The organism is Palleronia pelagia (assembly GCF_900110115.1).
Lineage (GTDB): Bacteria > Pseudomonadota > Alphaproteobacteria > Rhodobacterales > Rhodobacteraceae > Palleronia > Palleronia pelagia.
Map to the genome: position 1 here is coordinate 1 of NZ_FOCM01000014.1, position 15,302 is coordinate 15,302.

At 64.4% G+C, this 15,302-nt stretch carries 16 protein-coding genes and 2 tRNA genes; 3 read left to right on the plus strand and 15 right to left on the minus strand.

The annotated features are described in order from the left end of the window. The coding region (locus tag BMX96_RS18335; protein WP_175481790.1) for a transposase at nt 1-237 on the minus strand (237 nt) is incomplete at its 3' end. Nucleotides 238-486: 249 nt separating this feature from the next. Here BMX96_RS18335 and BMX96_RS18340 point away from each other — a divergent pair. Both BMX96_RS18340 and BMX96_RS18345 read left to right on the plus strand, forming a co-directional pair. After that, nucleotides 487-789, plus strand: coding sequence for a hypothetical protein (locus BMX96_RS18340; RefSeq protein ID WP_091846810.1), 303 nt, complete (start codon nt 487-489; stop codon nt 787-789). 73 nt (nt 790-862) lie between these two features. Further along, nucleotides 863-1,174: a hypothetical protein gene (locus tag BMX96_RS18345; RefSeq protein WP_091846811.1), complete on the plus strand. Its 312-nt coding sequence runs from the start codon at nt 863-865 to the stop codon at nt 1,172-1,174. A 283-nt stretch (nt 1,175-1,457) separates the two neighbouring features. On the opposite strand, the gene BMX96_RS20105 is transcribed toward BMX96_RS18345, so the two are convergent. The 11 genes from BMX96_RS20105 to BMX96_RS18400 form a co-directional block, all read right to left on the minus strand. Continuing rightward, the gene (locus tag BMX96_RS20105) at nt 1,458-1,586 is read right to left on the minus strand and encodes a hypothetical protein (RefSeq protein WP_269085892.1); all 129 of its coding nucleotides are present in this window, start codon (nt 1,584-1,586) and stop codon (nt 1,458-1,460) included. Nucleotides 1,587-2,421: 835 nt separating this feature from the next. Beyond that, the gene (locus tag BMX96_RS20205; RefSeq protein WP_214606875.1) at nt 2,422-2,631 is read right to left on the minus strand and encodes a helix-turn-helix transcriptional regulator; all 210 of its coding nucleotides are present in this window, start codon (nt 2,629-2,631) and stop codon (nt 2,422-2,424) included. A gap of 131 nt (nt 2,632-2,762) precedes the next feature. Continuing rightward, a complete protein-coding gene (locus BMX96_RS18355) occupies nt 2,763-3,314 on the minus strand; it encodes a hypothetical protein (RefSeq protein ID WP_139210147.1) in 552 nt (183 codons plus the stop codon). Nucleotides 3,315-3,376: 62 nt separating this feature from the next. After that, a complete protein-coding gene (locus tag BMX96_RS18360; protein ID WP_214606876.1) occupies nt 3,377-4,549 on the minus strand; it encodes a tyrosine-type recombinase/integrase in 1,173 nt (390 codons plus the stop codon). 573 nt (nt 4,550-5,122) lie between these two features. Then, nucleotides 5,123-6,592, minus strand: coding sequence for a mannitol dehydrogenase family protein (locus BMX96_RS18370; RefSeq protein ID WP_091846816.1), 1,470 nt, complete (start codon nt 6,590-6,592; stop codon nt 5,123-5,125). A gap of 37 nt (nt 6,593-6,629) precedes the next feature. After that, nucleotides 6,630-7,403: an L-iditol 2-dehydrogenase gene (locus tag BMX96_RS18375; protein ID WP_091846817.1), complete on the minus strand. Its 774-nt coding sequence runs from the start codon at nt 7,401-7,403 to the stop codon at nt 6,630-6,632. Then, the gene (locus tag BMX96_RS18380; protein WP_091846818.1) at nt 7,400-8,404 is read right to left on the minus strand and encodes an ABC transporter ATP-binding protein; all 1,005 of its coding nucleotides are present in this window, start codon (nt 8,402-8,404) and stop codon (nt 7,400-7,402) included. Before BMX96_RS18380 ends, BMX96_RS18375 begins: the two co-directional genes overlap by 4 nt. A gap of 47 nt (nt 8,405-8,451) precedes the next feature. Further along, the gene (locus tag BMX96_RS18385) at nt 8,452-9,282 is read right to left on the minus strand and encodes a carbohydrate ABC transporter permease (protein ID WP_073129540.1); all 831 of its coding nucleotides are present in this window, start codon (nt 9,280-9,282) and stop codon (nt 8,452-8,454) included. Nucleotides 9,283-9,295: 13 nt separating this feature from the next. Beyond that, nucleotides 9,296-10,162 (minus strand): carbohydrate ABC transporter permease, encoded by an 867-nt coding sequence (locus BMX96_RS18390; RefSeq protein ID WP_091846819.1) that lies wholly within the window; start codon nt 10,160-10,162, stop codon nt 9,296-9,298. A gap of 155 nt (nt 10,163-10,317) precedes the next feature. Further along, complete coding sequence (locus tag BMX96_RS18395) at nt 10,318-11,580, minus strand: ABC transporter substrate-binding protein (protein WP_236737142.1); 1,263 nt, start codon at nt 11,578-11,580, stop codon at nt 10,318-10,320. 167 nt (nt 11,581-11,747) lie between these two features. Beyond that, the gene (locus BMX96_RS18400; RefSeq protein WP_236737141.1) at nt 11,748-12,809 is read right to left on the minus strand and encodes a LacI family DNA-binding transcriptional regulator; all 1,062 of its coding nucleotides are present in this window, start codon (nt 12,807-12,809) and stop codon (nt 11,748-11,750) included. 173 nt (nt 12,810-12,982) lie between these two features. On the opposite strand from BMX96_RS18400, the gene BMX96_RS18405 reads away from it, so the two are divergent. Next, nucleotides 12,983-14,389, plus strand: coding sequence for a hypothetical protein (locus BMX96_RS18405; RefSeq protein WP_091846821.1), 1,407 nt, complete (start codon nt 12,983-12,985; stop codon nt 14,387-14,389). Between the two features lie 17 nt (nt 14,390-14,406). Here BMX96_RS18405 and BMX96_RS18410 read toward each other — a convergent pair. The 3 genes from BMX96_RS18410 to BMX96_RS18420 all read right to left on the minus strand — a co-directional run bounded on the left by BMX96_RS18410 (nt 14,407) and on the right by BMX96_RS18420 (nt 15,172). Then, a tRNA-Asp gene (locus BMX96_RS18410) sits at nt 14,407-14,483 on the minus strand. 38 nt (nt 14,484-14,521) lie between these two features. After that, nucleotides 14,522-14,598 (minus strand) — tRNA-Asp (locus BMX96_RS18415). Between the two features lie 91 nt (nt 14,599-14,689). After that, the gene (locus tag BMX96_RS18420) at nt 14,690-15,172 is read right to left on the minus strand and encodes a GNAT family N-acetyltransferase (protein WP_091846822.1); all 483 of its coding nucleotides are present in this window, start codon (nt 15,170-15,172) and stop codon (nt 14,690-14,692) included. Nucleotides 15,173-15,302: the final 130 nt, after the last annotated feature.

Here is a 15,302-nt window from a genome sequence, read left to right on the forward strand (position 1 = left end):
CACCGTCTCGGTGCCAAAGGTGCCGGTGAGCTGTCGCTTCCGGTGACCGTGGCGATAGCCTTTTGCCGGGCCGTCCCCACGACGGTAGCGAAGCCGGCCGAGGAAGCTGGCCAGCTCCTCTTCGAACACGGCTTCGATGGTCGCGCGCACGTTGGCTCGAAGCCGCTCTTCGATCAGATCGAACCCGGCCTCTTCGGCCAGTAGCGCAAAGCTCGCGGTGTCGGTAATCTGGTTCATGGCGTGATCTCCCTGGCGGTTGCCGCCGCCGGTTGGGTGGGTGTCAGTTCACCCGGAGATTACGCCGCCCTCGAATTTCCACCACCTCCGCGACACGACCACGACAAGAACGCCGCACGCCTCCCCGCCAGGGGGACCAAGACCTCCACAGTGAGCCACAGGGCCCGTGTAAGCGCTAAGATGCGCCACGCATTGGAACTGATGGCATACAGCGGCCTAGACGTCCGCGAAGCTGGACGACAAGCAGGCATGGACCCCGACAGCGCCGTGCGCGCCTTCCGGAAAAAACACGTCAAAGACGCATATTTCCAGATGGTTAGGGAGCTTCGAGACAACGCCGCGCAAAGGGCATTCGCTCGGATCGAAACCCTCAGCAAGACGGCAGTTTCAGAGCATGTGCGCCTCGAGGCCAGTAAGTGGGTGGCAGGCGTCGACGGTGTCGCGCCAGTGAAAAGGGTCGAGGGACGGTTCAGCCACGACATCGCCTTCAACCCTTTCGACTATGGCGACCGCCCTTTCGATGTGACACCGGAAGCCGGCGACGAGGATTGAGAGACCCTCAGTGCAATGCGGCTGTGCCAGCAATCCCGTATTCTCGTATCATCGTTTCAAAAAGGAAATGACGATGGACCTGAACGACCCCGAAGTCGCCGCTGCTGCCAAGATCCAATTTGCGGAAGCCCTTTTCCGCGTTTGGTACAAGGTGCCCGGTGAAATCCGATCGATGATCACCGAAGGCGCCCAGCTCGAGGCGGAGTCGAAAGGTGCCGATCCGATGGTGGCAGCGATGGAAGTATCCACGACCGCCGACCGGTTCGGGTTCAGCTACGCCGATGCCCAGCCGCTCCGGCAAGAGGTCCTTGCAAAGCAGAACCGGGACCGTGAAGCCCGGGCGCGCGAGATGGAAGCCCGCAATCGGGAATATCTGATCAAGTGATCCTTTGGGGCCCAGGGCGCCGGCGCGTTGCACCTTGGGCAGCCCCTTCTTAATGGTATCGACTGACAGCCACTGGAAAGCGTGCAGGAGTGCTGTTTTCCCGCTTGGCTACCCTGACCCCTCCCGAAGGCCTTCCTGCCATTCTCGCGCAAATTCTAAGGGTGTCCGCAGCCCCTCACATCCGCTTCCGAGGAATTCCGGCCGCCTCGAAGGCTCTTTCCACAGCATCGCGGCCCGCGCCCAGCCGCACGGCGATCTGGTCCGTCGTCAGCGGGCTATCCCGTTAGGCCAGCACGCGGCGGAACAGGTATTCGGGCTTCGGGCGCCAATTCCACGGGCGGCGCGTGCCGGTGCGCAGCTGGTAGGCGCGGGCGTCAGCCATCATGGCGGCGCGGAGACGTTCTTCGCTCATCGAGAGACCCCTTCGAATTGAGGCTTCCACTTGGTGCATTGAGGCCGGCGCACCTGCTGAATGCAAGGTGGCGGCCCGGGACTTATGCCCAGGCATCGGGGTTCATGGGGTCGTCGAGCGCCACATGCTCCGCCCAAAGCGATTGCAGTGATGCATGTACCTGCCGGGCTCGGTCATCAGACTACGCGGCGCTTGCACGGGAAGCCGCGGCTCCACCAACAGACGCCGAATTCACCACTTCCCTCTCACCCTCCACATTCGGCAGCGAATATCGGCCGCGACCGACCTTTGTGACAGTGCCCGCTCTCGCCATCCTGCAAAGGGCCTTTCGGATTGCTGAATAGGTCACGTCGTTCAGGCGTCCGGTCAGATCTTTCGGGCTTAGATGGCCGAATTGAAGCTCTGTCACAATCTCTTCGGTCAGGCTTGTCACAATGGCTTCCCCTTGGTTGTGAAGGATCTGTCCATCGGTTCAGACCCGTTGTGACGGTCAGAAAGCGGGTTATTGCGACCAAGGAATGAAACCCGGCCTCCCGCCCTGACCGCCGCGATCTTGACATCTGTCCATTCGGACGAGCCCGCCGCTTAGGCCACACCGCCGTATCCTTCCGGCCAATGCACTTCCCCTTGTTCACCGCCTCAAAGGTGGCAGTGGGCGCTTAGGGCTTGGGAAGACCGGAGGATCCGGAATAGCTGCCCCTGTTCATTCGCGCCGATACACGGTAGAACCTGTTCCACCAGCGGCCCCGCCTAACCCGTAAAAGACAGCCGCTACGGCCCCGCGTTTCCAGAGCGCGGGGTCTCTTTTCTTCCGATGTCTGATTAGGTGGTCACGCTACGCCGCAGCGATTGCGATCAGCGTCTCGATATCTGCGCGACGCCAGCGTGTGGATCCACAGATCTTGATAGGCTGTGGGAGGTCGCCGTTCTTCGCCCAACGCCAGATGGTCGAAACGCCGACATTCAGCTCTCCAGCGACTTCGCGGACCGTCATAAGGTTCTTTCCGCGAGCCTCAGGGATTTCCGAAGACGTGAATTGAGACATGTGCCATTCTCCTATGGGTGATGGCACCAAGTGTCTTAAACCGTACTTTCCGCGCTATAGCGGGAATTCCAGAATTCCAATAACAAAGCCACTAAGGTCACATAACAATTACATTAGATTCAACAGTTTGATCACTTTTGACGGCGCTCGATTTCTTGGTAAATCTGGTCTATGGCGTCTCTCACGCGATCATCTCGCCACCACTTCAGAACCTGCTCCTTCGTGGTGCCTGATCGCCTCTTCGTCATGCCTTCGCAAACCAGTTCCGCCGCCAAGCTTTCTGAGAGGTTCCTCTCGATCAGGCTGTTCATCGCGTGACAGACCCAGACTTTGAGATCCCAGCTCTCATTGTTGGCCCTACCGCGCTTCCCAGCCGGGGGTTTTTTGATTGTCCCACTCAAGAGGGCCTTTAAGAATGATACACAGTACGCTGGAATATCTTTAGAAGCCTCGATTTCGGTACGCGCGATATCGCACAGAACGTCAAATGAGATCGGGTCTGTCTTGGCATCTTCCAATAACTGTAGCATTTCTTCTTCGCTCGGCTTATCGGCTTCGTACAAGCCAAGCAGTACTTTCTTTAGATCATGATCAGGCCCTCTGACGCGATCTTTCATCCATGGAAATTCGCGAACTTCTAAGTGATCAGAAAATAATCTCTCGATCTCTGCAATCAAATCCATTCGGCTGGAGGCAGAAATTGTATTCCGCTTGAGCACACTTCGGCCCTGTCTTCTACAATCGCTCACGCTCGCACCATCTGAACCACGTCTCCGCTCTCACCGGTCACATATCGCGCCCAAGCGTCCATCAGCTCGCGCCGTCGCTCGAACAAATCCGATCGCGCATAGGCCCGCTCGACCAGGCTCCCGAACGAATGCGCCAGCGCGGCCTCTGCAAGCTCCCTGTCGGCGCGGGCGCTCTCGCTGCACCAGTCGCGGAAGGTGGATCGAAAGCCGTGCGCCGTGATGCCCTCGACTTTCATCCGCTTCATCAGGCGGTGAAAGACCGTGTCCGACATGGGGACGGCGGAGCCATCGTCCGCCCGCTTTGTGCTGGGGAAGATCAGGTCATCATCGAGGCCTCGCACTGCCTCCAAAACCGTTAGCGCCCGGTCAGACAGCGGGACCCGGTGCGGGCGGCCGGCCTTCATGCGTTCACCGGGGATGTCCCAGACATTGCCGGCGATCTCAGACCAGCGGGCGCCGCGGATCTCGTTCGATCGACCGCACGTCAGGATAAGGAACTCGAACGCGCGGGCCGACAGGCCCTCCCGCTGCCCCAACTGCTGGAAGAACGCCGGAAGCTCCTTCCAGTCCAGCGCGTTCATGTGTTGGACCAGAGGGCGAACAACCGGCAGAGCCTTCTTTATGCCCGAGACGGGGTTCTCATGCGGATAGTGCCCTGCCCCCCGGGCCCAGTCGAAGATCGCGCCCAGGCGCTGTCTCAGCCGCTTGGCGGTCTCGTGCTTTTCGACCCACACCGGAGTGAGAACGGCCAGAACGTCCGCCGAGGTGAGGCTGTCGATCTGGCGGTTGCCGATGATCGGGAAGGCGTAGCGCTCGAGCCCCGAAATCCAGATCCGACCGTGCTTCGGATTGCGCCACGTGGGCAGCATAGAGGCATGGACCTCTCGCGCGGCGTCTTCGAACGTGAGCCCCTGCTTCCTTCTCAGCGCAACAGGATCGGAACCCTGTCGCGCTTTCTTGCGGTATTCGCGCGCAGTCTCACGCGCCTCAGCAAGCGTTACATGAGACGCGGAGCCCAGCCCAAGATCACGACGTTTTCCATGCACCACCGTCCGCAGAATCCATGACTTGGACAGCGTCGGCCCCACCCGGAGGTAAAGGCCTTCGCCGTCACCGTACATACCCGGCTCTTTCAGTGCGTCGATGGATCGCTTCGTAAGCTTGGGCAAAGCTACCTCCCTCCGATCAGGCCGCGGCGCGGGCGTGACGCATGATCGACTGAGCCAAGGCTTCGGCCCAAGCGAACCCCGTGGGATGCAGCATCCGATAGAAGATATCGATCGTTCCCCACTCCTGAATAGAGTGTCGGTCGTTTGGCAGACGCGAAGCTCGGTCCCAAAGAAGCGTCCGCAGCGATCTATCGACGCGCTGTCCCATCATCCGTCCCATCATTTAGGCTGCGATTGAGTGAAATTTGAAGACACGACCTGAGACTACACACATCGTATGCAGCTGCAAATTATAGATTTTTTGATGTTATTCGAGATCACCTGATAGAGTAGTCAGGCAGCCCTACGGGCTGCCACTTTCCCTCTCTTCGAACCAGCCCGCCATGCACGCACCGCATCGTGGAATTGCGTGATCCTTGGGACGGTCTGACCTGCGCATAGGATCAGCCTCGGACCACCAAGGCGCGGCCACGCGCGCGCGAGCCGACCCCGCATCAGACAAAGCCATACTGCCCCGGGCGGAGCGATTGCACTCCGCCCGGCTGGGCCGTCCCATCGGCTTGTGCGGCCTATCTAGCCGGCGAGGTAGCCGCGGATCGCGGCTTCGGGACCATCGGCCCAGACCTGGCGCAAGGCCGCGGTGAAGGCATCGGCAAAGCGAGGCTCGGCGGCCAGGTCACCGTAGATCCACTTCTGGTCCAGCCAGGCCGCCGGGTCGTCCTTCGCGGCGGCCGCCGCGGCGCTGAGACGGTCCCAGTTGGGATCGTTGGGCTCGATCTCGGAGCCGTCGACACGGGTGCCCGCGCACATCCGCGCCCAGAGCGCTTCCACCAGCGCCAGCCCCTGCAGGGAGGCATCCTTTTCCAGCGCATCGCGGATGATCGGAAGCAGGAATCCCGTGTGGCGGGACGAGCCGTCGAAGGCCACGCGGCGCACGGTGTCGCGGATCTCGGGGTTGGAATAGCGGCTGTCGATCAGGTCCACGTAATCGGCCGGCGTCATGTCCGGGACCGGCTTCACATGCGGCGCGATTTCGTCCAGGGCCACCTTGCGGAACAGGCCGTTGATCGGGTCATGGGCCATGCAGTCGGCGATGGTCTTGCAACCCAGAAGCTCGCCCGGGTTCGCCACGACCTGGTGGGTGGCGTTCAACAGGCGGATCTTCATCGCCTCGTAGTCGTGCACGTCATCGGTGAAGGTCGCGCCGATCCGGTCCCAGTCGGGGCGCCCGGCGCAGAAACGGTCCTCGATCACCCATTGGCGGAAATTCTCGTGGGTGACCGGGGCGTTGTCGTCGATCCCGAACTCGCGGACCAGCTGCAGCTCGGACGGGCCGGTGGCGGGGACGATGCAGTCGACCATGGAATTCGGGAAGGTGCAGTTGGTTTCGATCCAACCGGCAAGGTCGCGATCGGACAGGCGCGCCAGCCCCAGCACCGTCTGTTTCAGCACGTCGCCATTGCCCTGCAGGTTGTCGCAGCTTTGGCAGGTGAACGGGCCGGTGCCCGCGTCGCGCCGCCGCTTCAGCCCCGCGATCATCGCGCCGAAGGCCGTGCGAGGCGCCTCGGGGTTGGCCGCGTCGTGCTGGATGTCCACGTGCCCTTCGTCGAAGCCGCCGTCCGGGGTGACGAAATATCCGCCCTCGGTCACGGTCAGCGACACGATGCGGATCGCCGGGTCGGCCATCCGTTCGATCAGCGGGCCGTTGCCGTCTTCGACGGGAACGAAGTCGATCATCGCGCCGGTGACCTCGGCCGACCGGCCCTTGGGGTCCAGCTCGATCAGCGTGGTCAGGCAATCCTGGGCCAGCAGACGCTCGCGCTGTTTCGCGTCGGGCGCGCGGACGCCCGCGCCGACGATCGCCCAGTCATGGGCCGCGCCGGTGTCCATCAGGCGGTGCAGATACCACGCCTGGTGGGCGCGGTGGAAATTGCCGAGGCCGATATGCACGATGCCGGGCGTGAGCGCCGCGCGGTCATAGCCGGGCACGCGGACCCCTTCGGGCAGATCCATCAGCGTGGCGTTCGACAGGCGGGTGGTCATGGGTGAATCCTTCGCGAAATTCGTCGGGGCGACGGGGTCAGCTCATCCACTGGCCGCCGTCGACGTTGTAACATTGCGAGACGATGTAGTCCGCCTCGGGCGAGGCCAAGAAAACGGCCATCCCGGTCAGATCGTCGGGCGTGGCGAAACGGCCCGCGGGCACACCGGCCGCGACCTCGGCCTTCTTCTGGCCCGGCGGCTTGCCTTCGAGCTTGGCGAACATGCTGTCCACGTGGTCCCAGTGTTCGCCGTCGACCACGCCGGGCGCGATGGCGTTCACGTTGATGCCGTGGGAGATCAGGTTCAGGCCCGCCGACTGGGTCATCGAGATCACCGCCGCCTTGGTCGAGCAGTAGACCAGCACCAGCGGCTCGCCCCGGCGCCCGGCCTGCGAGGCCATGTTGATGATCTTGCCGCCATGGCCCTGGGCAATCATCTGCCGCGCGGCGGCCTGCATGGTGAATAGCGTGCCGGCCACGTTCACCGCGTAGAGCCGGTCATAGCTTTCGCGGGTGATGTCCACCGTCTCGGCCGCGTCGAACAGCGCCGCGTTGTTCACCAGGATGTCCAGCTTGCCGGCCCCGTCGACCACGGTCGCGATGGCCGCGTCGATGCTGTCCTGTCGCGTCACGTCCAGCTCGACGGCATAGGCCCCCTGCCCCAGTTCCTCGGCCGCCGCGCGGGCGGCCTCGAGGTTGATGTCGCCGATGGCCACGGTCGCGCCCTCGCGCAGGTAGGCAGCGGCGAAGCCCTTGCCGATTCCGCGCGCCGCGCCCGTGATCAGGGCGGATTTGCCGTCCAGCCGCCTCATGCGATGCGCAGGCCTTTCTCGTCGAAGCGGTGGATCTTGTCGGCCTGCGGCTCGAGATGGATCATGTCGCCGTGGCGCAGCCCGACCTCGCCCCCGGCGCGGACGGTCATGGGTTCTTCCATGGCATCCACGTGGACGTGGAAGAAGGTATCGGACCCAAGGTGCTCGGACACGCCGACCTTGCCCGAGAAGGTGCCGCCGCTTTCGACCACGTCCAGATGCTCGGGGCGGATGCCGATGGTGTGGGCACCGTGGGCATCCGCGGCGGGGCCGCTCATGAGGTTCATCTTGGGGCTGCCGATGAAACCCGCGACGAAAACGTTGCGCGGCTCGCGATAGAGCTCCAGCGGGCTGCCCACCTGCTCGATATTGCCGGCGCGCAAAACGACGATCTTGTCGGCCATGGTCATGGCCTCGACCTGGTCGTGGGTGACGTAGATCATCGTGGTCTCGAGCCGAGAGTGCAGCTCGGAGATTTCAAGGCGCATGCCCACGCGCAGCGCGGCATCGAGGTTCGACAGCGGCTCGTCGAACAGGAACGCGGCCGGTTCGCGCACGATGGCGCGGCCGATGGCGACTCGCTGGCGCTGACCGCCCGACAGTTGCCCGGGCCGCCGGTCCAGGTAGTCGGTCAGGTTCAGAGCATCGGCCGCCTTCTTGATGCGGCGGTCCTGCTCCGCCTGGTCCATGCCCGCCATCTTCATGGGGAAGGCGATGTTCTTGCGCACGGTCATATGCGGGTAGAGCGCGTAAGACTGGAACACCATGGCGAGGCCGCGCTTGGCCGGCGGCAGGTCCGTGGCGGGGGTGCCGTCGATCCGGATCTCGCCAGAAGACACGTCCTCGAGCCCCGCGATCAGCCGCAGCAGCGTGGACTTGCCACAGCCCGAGGGGCCGACGAAGACCACGAACTCGCCATCCTCGATTGTCAGATCCAGCGGCGGGATGACCTCGGTTTCACCGAACTTCTTTTGCACTTTCTCAAGCGTGATGCGTCCCATGGAGAGGCTCCTTTTCAATACCCTTCGGCTTGCGCTGCTTGAGGGCGTTACTTCACGGCGCCGAAGGTCAGACCCCGGACCAGCTGCTTCTGGCTGAACCAGCCAAGGATGAGGATCGGCGCGATGGCCATGGTCGAGGCCGCGCTGAGCTTGGCGAAGAACAGGCCCTCCGGCGAGGAATAGCTGGCGATGAAGGCCGTCAGCGGCGCGGCGTTCACCGCCGTCAGGTTCAGCGTCCAGAACGCCTCGTTCCAGGCGAGGATGAAGTTCAGTAGAACCGTCGACGCGATGCCCGGCACCGCCATGGGCGTCAGCACGTAAAGGATCTCGTTGCGCAGGGACGCGCCATCCATCCGCGCGGCTTCCAGGATCTCGCCCGGGATCTCGCGGAAATAGGTATAGAGCATCCAGACGATGATCGGCAGGTTGATGAGCATGATGATCACCACCAGTGCCACCCGATTGTCGAGAACGCCAAGCTCGATGCAGATCAGGTAGATCGGATAGAGCACGCCCACCGCCGGCAGCATCTTGGTCGACAGCATCCACAGCAGGATGTCCTTGGTCCGTCGCGACGGGACGAAGGCCATGGACCACGCCGCCGGCACCGCGATGATGACACCCAGGATCGTGGAGAAGCCCGCGATGATGACCGAGTTCCAAAGGAAGCGCATGTAGTTCGAGCGCTCCTGCACGATGCGGTAGTTCTCGAGCGTCCAGTCGAAGCCCAGGAAGATGGGCGGGTCCGCGATGGCCTGTGCCTCGGTCTTGAAGCTGGTCAGGATCGTCCAGAGGATCGGGAAGAAGATCAGGAGTCCGATGGCCCAGGCCACGGCCGTGTTGATCGCCTTGCGTCTGCTGCTGACTGCGCGTGCCATGTCCGTCTCCTCCTCAGGTGTCCAGGTTCTTGCCGACGATGCGCATCAGGAAGATGGCGACGATGTTGGCCAGGATGATCGCGTAGACACCGCCCGCGGAGCCAAGGCCGATATTCTGGCTTTCCAGCACGCGCTGGAAGATCAGGTAGGTCAGTGTCCGCGTGCCGAAGGCGCCGCCGGTGGTCACGAAGATCTCGGCGAAGATCGACAGCAGGAAGATGGTCTGGATCAGCAGCACGATGGTGATGGCCCGGCTCAGGTGCGGCAGGATGATGTACCAGAACCGCTGCAGGTGCGGGGCGCCGTCCATCTCGGCCGCCTCCAGCTGGTCGCTGTCCAGCGACTGGATCGCGGTCAGCAGGATGAGCGTGGCGAAGGGAAGCCATTGCCAGCTGACGATCAGCACGATCGAGAACAACGGCACGTCCGACAGCCACACCACCGGGTCGGCCCCGAAGAACCGCCACAGGTGGGCCAGCAGCCCGTTGGTCGGGTCCATGAACATGTTCTTCCAGACCAGCGCGGACACGGTGGGCATGACGAAGAACGGCGCGATCACCAGGATGCGCACGATCCCCTGCCCGAACATCGGCTGGTCCAGAAGCATCGCCAGCAGGATTCCGAAGAAGATGGTTATGACCAGCACGCCCCCGACGATGATCAGGGTCGAGTAGATCGAGGGCCAGAAAGACGAGGATGTGACGAAGCGGACGTAGTTGTCCCACCCCGCGAAGCCCAGGTCGCCACCCCGAAGCGGCAGGTATTGCCGGAACGAGAACCAGAGCGTCATGCCGAGCGGCACGAGCATCCAGACCAATAGCACGAAGACGGCGGGCGCCATCATGAGTCGCGCGGCGGAGCGTGAGTGTTGCGTGGCCATGGTGTCCTCCCTCACGCGGCGCGGCCGCGGACGACTGGCAGAATGTCACGACGATCCGGTCGATGCAGACCGCTCCTCCCCCGGGGATCGTCGGACCCGGGAACGGTCGTGCGACGGGGCGGGCGCGCCGCCCCGTCGCGATTGTTGGTCGTGGCTTAGTAGCCCGCGGCCTCCAGGGCGTCGGTCATGATGGCCTGGCCCTGCTCAAGCGCTTCCTCGACGCTCTGCTGACCGGCATAGGCCGCCGAGAATTCTTGGCTGACCTGGCCCCACATGCCCGCCCATTCCGGGATCGCGGCGAACTGGACGCCGGTATACGGGACCGGGTCGACCGTCGGGTTGGTGGGATCGGCCGCGTCGATCGACGCCAGCGTCAGGTCGGCAAAGGGAACGTCGGCATAGTTCTCGTTCTCGTAGAGCGAGGTCCGCGCACCCGGGGGCACGTTGGCCCAGCCTTCGTTCTCGGCAACCAGCTCGATATAGTCGGTCGAGGTGGACCACTCGATGAACTGCTTGGCCGCATCGGCCTGCTCGGTGCCGGCCGGGATGGCGAGCGCCCAGGCCCAGAGCCAGTTGGCCTTCTTGTCGACGCCCTCGGCGCTCGGCGCCAGCGCGAAGCCGACGCTGTCGGCAACCTCGGATTCCTCGGGGTTGGTCACGAAGGACGCCGCGACGGTCGCGTCGATCCACATGCCGCACTTGCCCTGCTGGAACAGCGACAGGTTCTCGTTGAAGCCGTTGGTGGCGTAACCGGCGGGGCCCGATTCAGCCATCATCTCGGTAAAGAAGGTCAGCGTTTCGTTCCAGGCCTCGCTGTCGAGCTGCGGTTCCCAGTCCTCGTTCACGGGGCGTGCGCCGAACGAATTCGCCATGGTCATGATGAAGGCACCGCCTTCGCCCCAGCCGGCCTTGCCGCGCAGGCAGATGCCGTTGATGTCGGCGTCGCGGTCGGTCATCGCGGCGGCCGCTTCGCGGATGAACTGCCAGGTCGGCTCTTCCGGCATCTCAAGGCCGGCCTCTTCCATCAGGTCCGTGCGGTACATGATCATCGACGACTCGCCGTAGAACGGCGCGGCGTAGAGCGTGCCGTCATAGCTGAGACCGGCGCGCATGGCGGGCAGGATGTCCTCGGCGTTGTAGTCGTCGGACAGGTCGTCCAGCGGCACCAGCCAGTCGTTGGCGGCCCAGATCGGGGCCTCGTACATGCCGATGGTCATGATGTCGAACTGGCCGCCGCCGGTGGTGATGTCGGTGGTGACGCGCTGGCGCAGGACGTTTTCCTCGAGCGTGACCCACTCGACCCCGATCCCCGTCTCTTCGGTGAATTGGTCGGTGTAGCCCTGCATCCGGACCATGTCGCCGTTGTTGACGGTGGCGATGGTGATCGTCGTGTCTTGGGCCATGGCGGTCGCGGCCATGCCAGAGGCAAGGCCAATGCCGGCCACGGTGCCCAGAAGGCGTTGTGTCGTGGTCATGTGTTCCTCCCAGAACGAAATTTACGCAGGTAAAGAGTTAGCGGCGGGCATATGTTCGGTCAACCAAAAGTTTCAAATTCGGATGCGGCAGCGCAGCATATTTAGTCGGATCACGCGGACTCGCGAAGCTTCAGGACCCCGGGAAACAAGGTTACGGCGTGATCCGTCAGGGAATTTTCCGCGCGTATCTTCTTCATCAGGCGCGCCACGGCGGCCTGGCCGATGGCGTCCACGTCCTGGCCCACAGTCGTCAGCGACGGCACCAGGAACGGGCACAGCGGATAGTCGTCATGCCCAGCGATTCGCAGCCCGCCCTTGCGCCGCGCGCCCGGATCCAGCCCGAACCGCGCCGCCGCGCGCAGCGCCCCGATGGCCACGCGGTCGTTCACGCAGATGATCGAGCGATCCGTCAGGCGGCCTTCCGCGAACTCCCGACCGAGCGCCAATTCTCCGTGCGCCTCGTAATGCGCGCCGGGCTCGATCTCCTCGGTACCCACGACCTGCGGCTCCAGCCCCAGCTCCTCCATCTTGTCGAGATAGGCGCGCTCGTGGTTCAGCGCGTTGAAATTGACCCGCGGCATGGCCAGGAACACCGGCGGATCCCCCACGCGGGACAGGTATTCGGTCATCAAACCCATGCTTTGCGAATGCTCGGTGCCGATGTAATCCACGTGGCTCAGCGCGCCGGGGCGGCTGTCGACCAGGACGAATGGCAAGCGCCGGTTCAGCCGCTCCATGGCGGCGATATCGCTGTTGTCGCCCAATGGCGCGACGATGGCGCCGTCCACGTTCATCGAGATCAGCGTCTCGACCGCGCGCGCCTCGACCTCGGGCGTGGTGTGCGAGCACTGCACGATAACGGTGAACCCCGCTTCCATGGCCGCGAACTCGATGGATTGCTGGAGCTTGGTGAAGAACAGGTCGTTCAGGTAGGGAATGATGACGCCGATCATCCCCGTGGATTTGCGATTCATCCGCGTGGCGAAGAAGTTCGGCACGTATTCGACCCGCTCGAGCCCCCGTGCGATCCGCTCGCGCGAGCTGCGGCTGACGCTGTCGGGATCCTGAAAATACCGCGACAGAGTCGGGCGCGACACGCCGATGGCGACCGACAGCTCTTCCATCGTGCGCAGGCGCGGCCGCTCGCCGCCCGCACCGGATCCCTTCGGCATTTTTACCTCCCGCGGGCATTGCGCCCGATATTTTTACATCGCGTAAAAATATGCCACCGTGATTGCCCCGCTGACAAGGGGTTAAATGACAAACGGTATGCCATTTCACTGGCGCCATCGCAGGATGCGCTAGGTCGAACGCGACCGCGCAAAAGAGGACAAGGGACAGCCGAATGCAGCACCGCCGTCTGGACCGGGCCGCCGGCGTCGCGCTGGCCGCCACCCTGATCCTGCGCGCGGCTTTTGAATGGGGCGCGGCCCCGGTCGCGGGACATGCGGCCAGCCTGTCCGCCGTCGTGGCATTGGCCCTGCTGGCCCGCGGCGTCGACCGCACGCGCCAGGCCTTCCTTCTGATCGGTCTGGTCCTTGTCGCGGCCGCCTTCGCCACCCTGCCAGACGCCGGGGCCGCCGTGACCCGTGCCGCCGGCAGCGCGGCGTTCATCGTGGCCTTCTTCACGGCGCTCTCCAGCCTGCGCGGCGCGGCCGTCACCTCGGCCCCCATCGCCGAATGCGGACGCTTCCTCGCCGATCAGCCGCCCGGCCGCCGCTACCTTGCGCTGACGCTCGGGGGCGGACTGTTCGGGATCATCCTGCTCTACGGTGCGATCTCGCTGCTGGGTTCGCTCGCCGTCGAAAGCGCCCGGTCCGAGGCGAACGCCGAAATCCGCGGCCATCGCATCCGCCGCATGCTGGTCGCCATCCAGCGCGGCTTCATCGCCACGATCCCGTGGTCGCCGCTGACCTTCGCCATCGCGATCTCGACCACCTTGGTGCCCGGGGCCAGCTGGGGCGGCGCGGTTCTGCCCTGTCTCGTCTCGGGGCTGATCCTGGCCGGGACGGGCTGGGCGCTGGACACCATCTTCAAGCCACGCCTCACCGGCCCGCGGCCCAGCTACGCCACCCCCGACGGCACCTGGGGCGCCAAGATGCGGCCGCTTCTGATCCTCCTGGCCGTGCTGGCCGTGTCGATCGCGGGCCTGCACCTGCTGACCGGCATCCGCGTTATCGGCGTCGTCATGGTGGTCGTGCCAGTGCTGTCCTTCCTGTGGATCGCCGAGCAGGATGTTCTGGATCACCGCCCCGGGGTCATCCGCGACGTCGCCGGGCGGGCCTGGCGCTTCGCCTCGGTCGAGATGCCGGCCATGCGGTCCGAGATCGTGCTGCTGGCCATGGCGGGGTTCATAGGGTCGCTCGGTGCGAGCCTCGCCGCCCCCTTCGTGGCCTCCGCCGGCATCGATGCCAGCGCCCTGCCCCCTGCGCTGCTGCTGGTGGGACTGTTCTGGGTGATCCCGGTGACCGGGCAGTTGGGCATGAACCCGATCCTGGCCGCGTCTCTGCTGGTGCCGCTGCTGCCGGCGCCGGCTGTCATGGGCATAGACCCGGCGGCAGCCATCGTCGCCATCACCAGCGGCTGGGCGCTGTCGGGTGCGACTTCGCCCTTCACGGCGTCGGTCATGTTGATCGGCAATTTCGGCGGGGTGCGCCCGACACATGCAGGTCTGGCCTGGAACGGCATGTACGCCGCGTGCTGCGGGCTGCTGCTGACCGGATGGATCCTGGTCGCGGCGTCGATCCTCTGAGGCATGTTCCGAAGAAATGGCGCGGTTGACGGGGCTCGAACCCGCGACCCCCGGCGTGACAGGCCGGTACTCTAACCAACTGAGCTACAACCGCGCATCTGGCGTGCGGGGTAAGGGAAAAAGAAGCAATGGTGGCGCGGTTGACGGGGCTCGAACCCGCGACCCCCGGCGTGACAGGCCGGTACTCTAACCAACTGAGCTACAACCGCCCATTGCCCGTCCGGACCCGGTCCGAACGTGAGGGGCGTTCTAGATACGGCCTCGGGGGGCGTCAAGCGCCAACACGGGCGGCAGCGGAAATTATTGGCCCGGCAGGCGCAGCCACAAAACCGGGCGCGTCGCGGTGGGGTGACCCAGCACCCGCTCGACCATCCTCGCGCCCTCGTGGCCGCCCTGCGAGACATAGAAGCGGCGCGCGGCGGTGTTGCCGTCGATGACCGTCAGCCAGGCGCGGCCGGCACCCTCGGCCCGCAGCCGTGCGAACCCGGCACGCATCAAGGACGCGCCGATGCCCTGCCCGCGCAGGTCCGGCCGGGTATGCAGGTTGTCGATATAGGGCCAGCCCTGCCGCGTCTTCAGGCGGATGAACCCCGCCAGCCTGTCGCCGTCGCGCGCGCACAGCACGCCTTCGGGGAGCGTGGCCCAGCGCTCGGCCATCTCGGGGCCCAATCGGTCCAGCGCTTCGTCGGGAACAAAACGCGCATAGGCATCCGCCCAGCTGGCCGTGTGAAGGTCGCGGATCGCGTCGAGGTCGTCGGGTGTGGCGGGGGTGATGTCATGCATGGCGCCTACATCCCCCCATTCGACCCGGATGCGCAAGCACCGGGAGTCCGTCCGATACGGGACCGATCACCGTGCGTTGTTCCGCAGGGCGAAACACCCCGTGCGGACTCGCGCGATTGCCGCCCAAGCG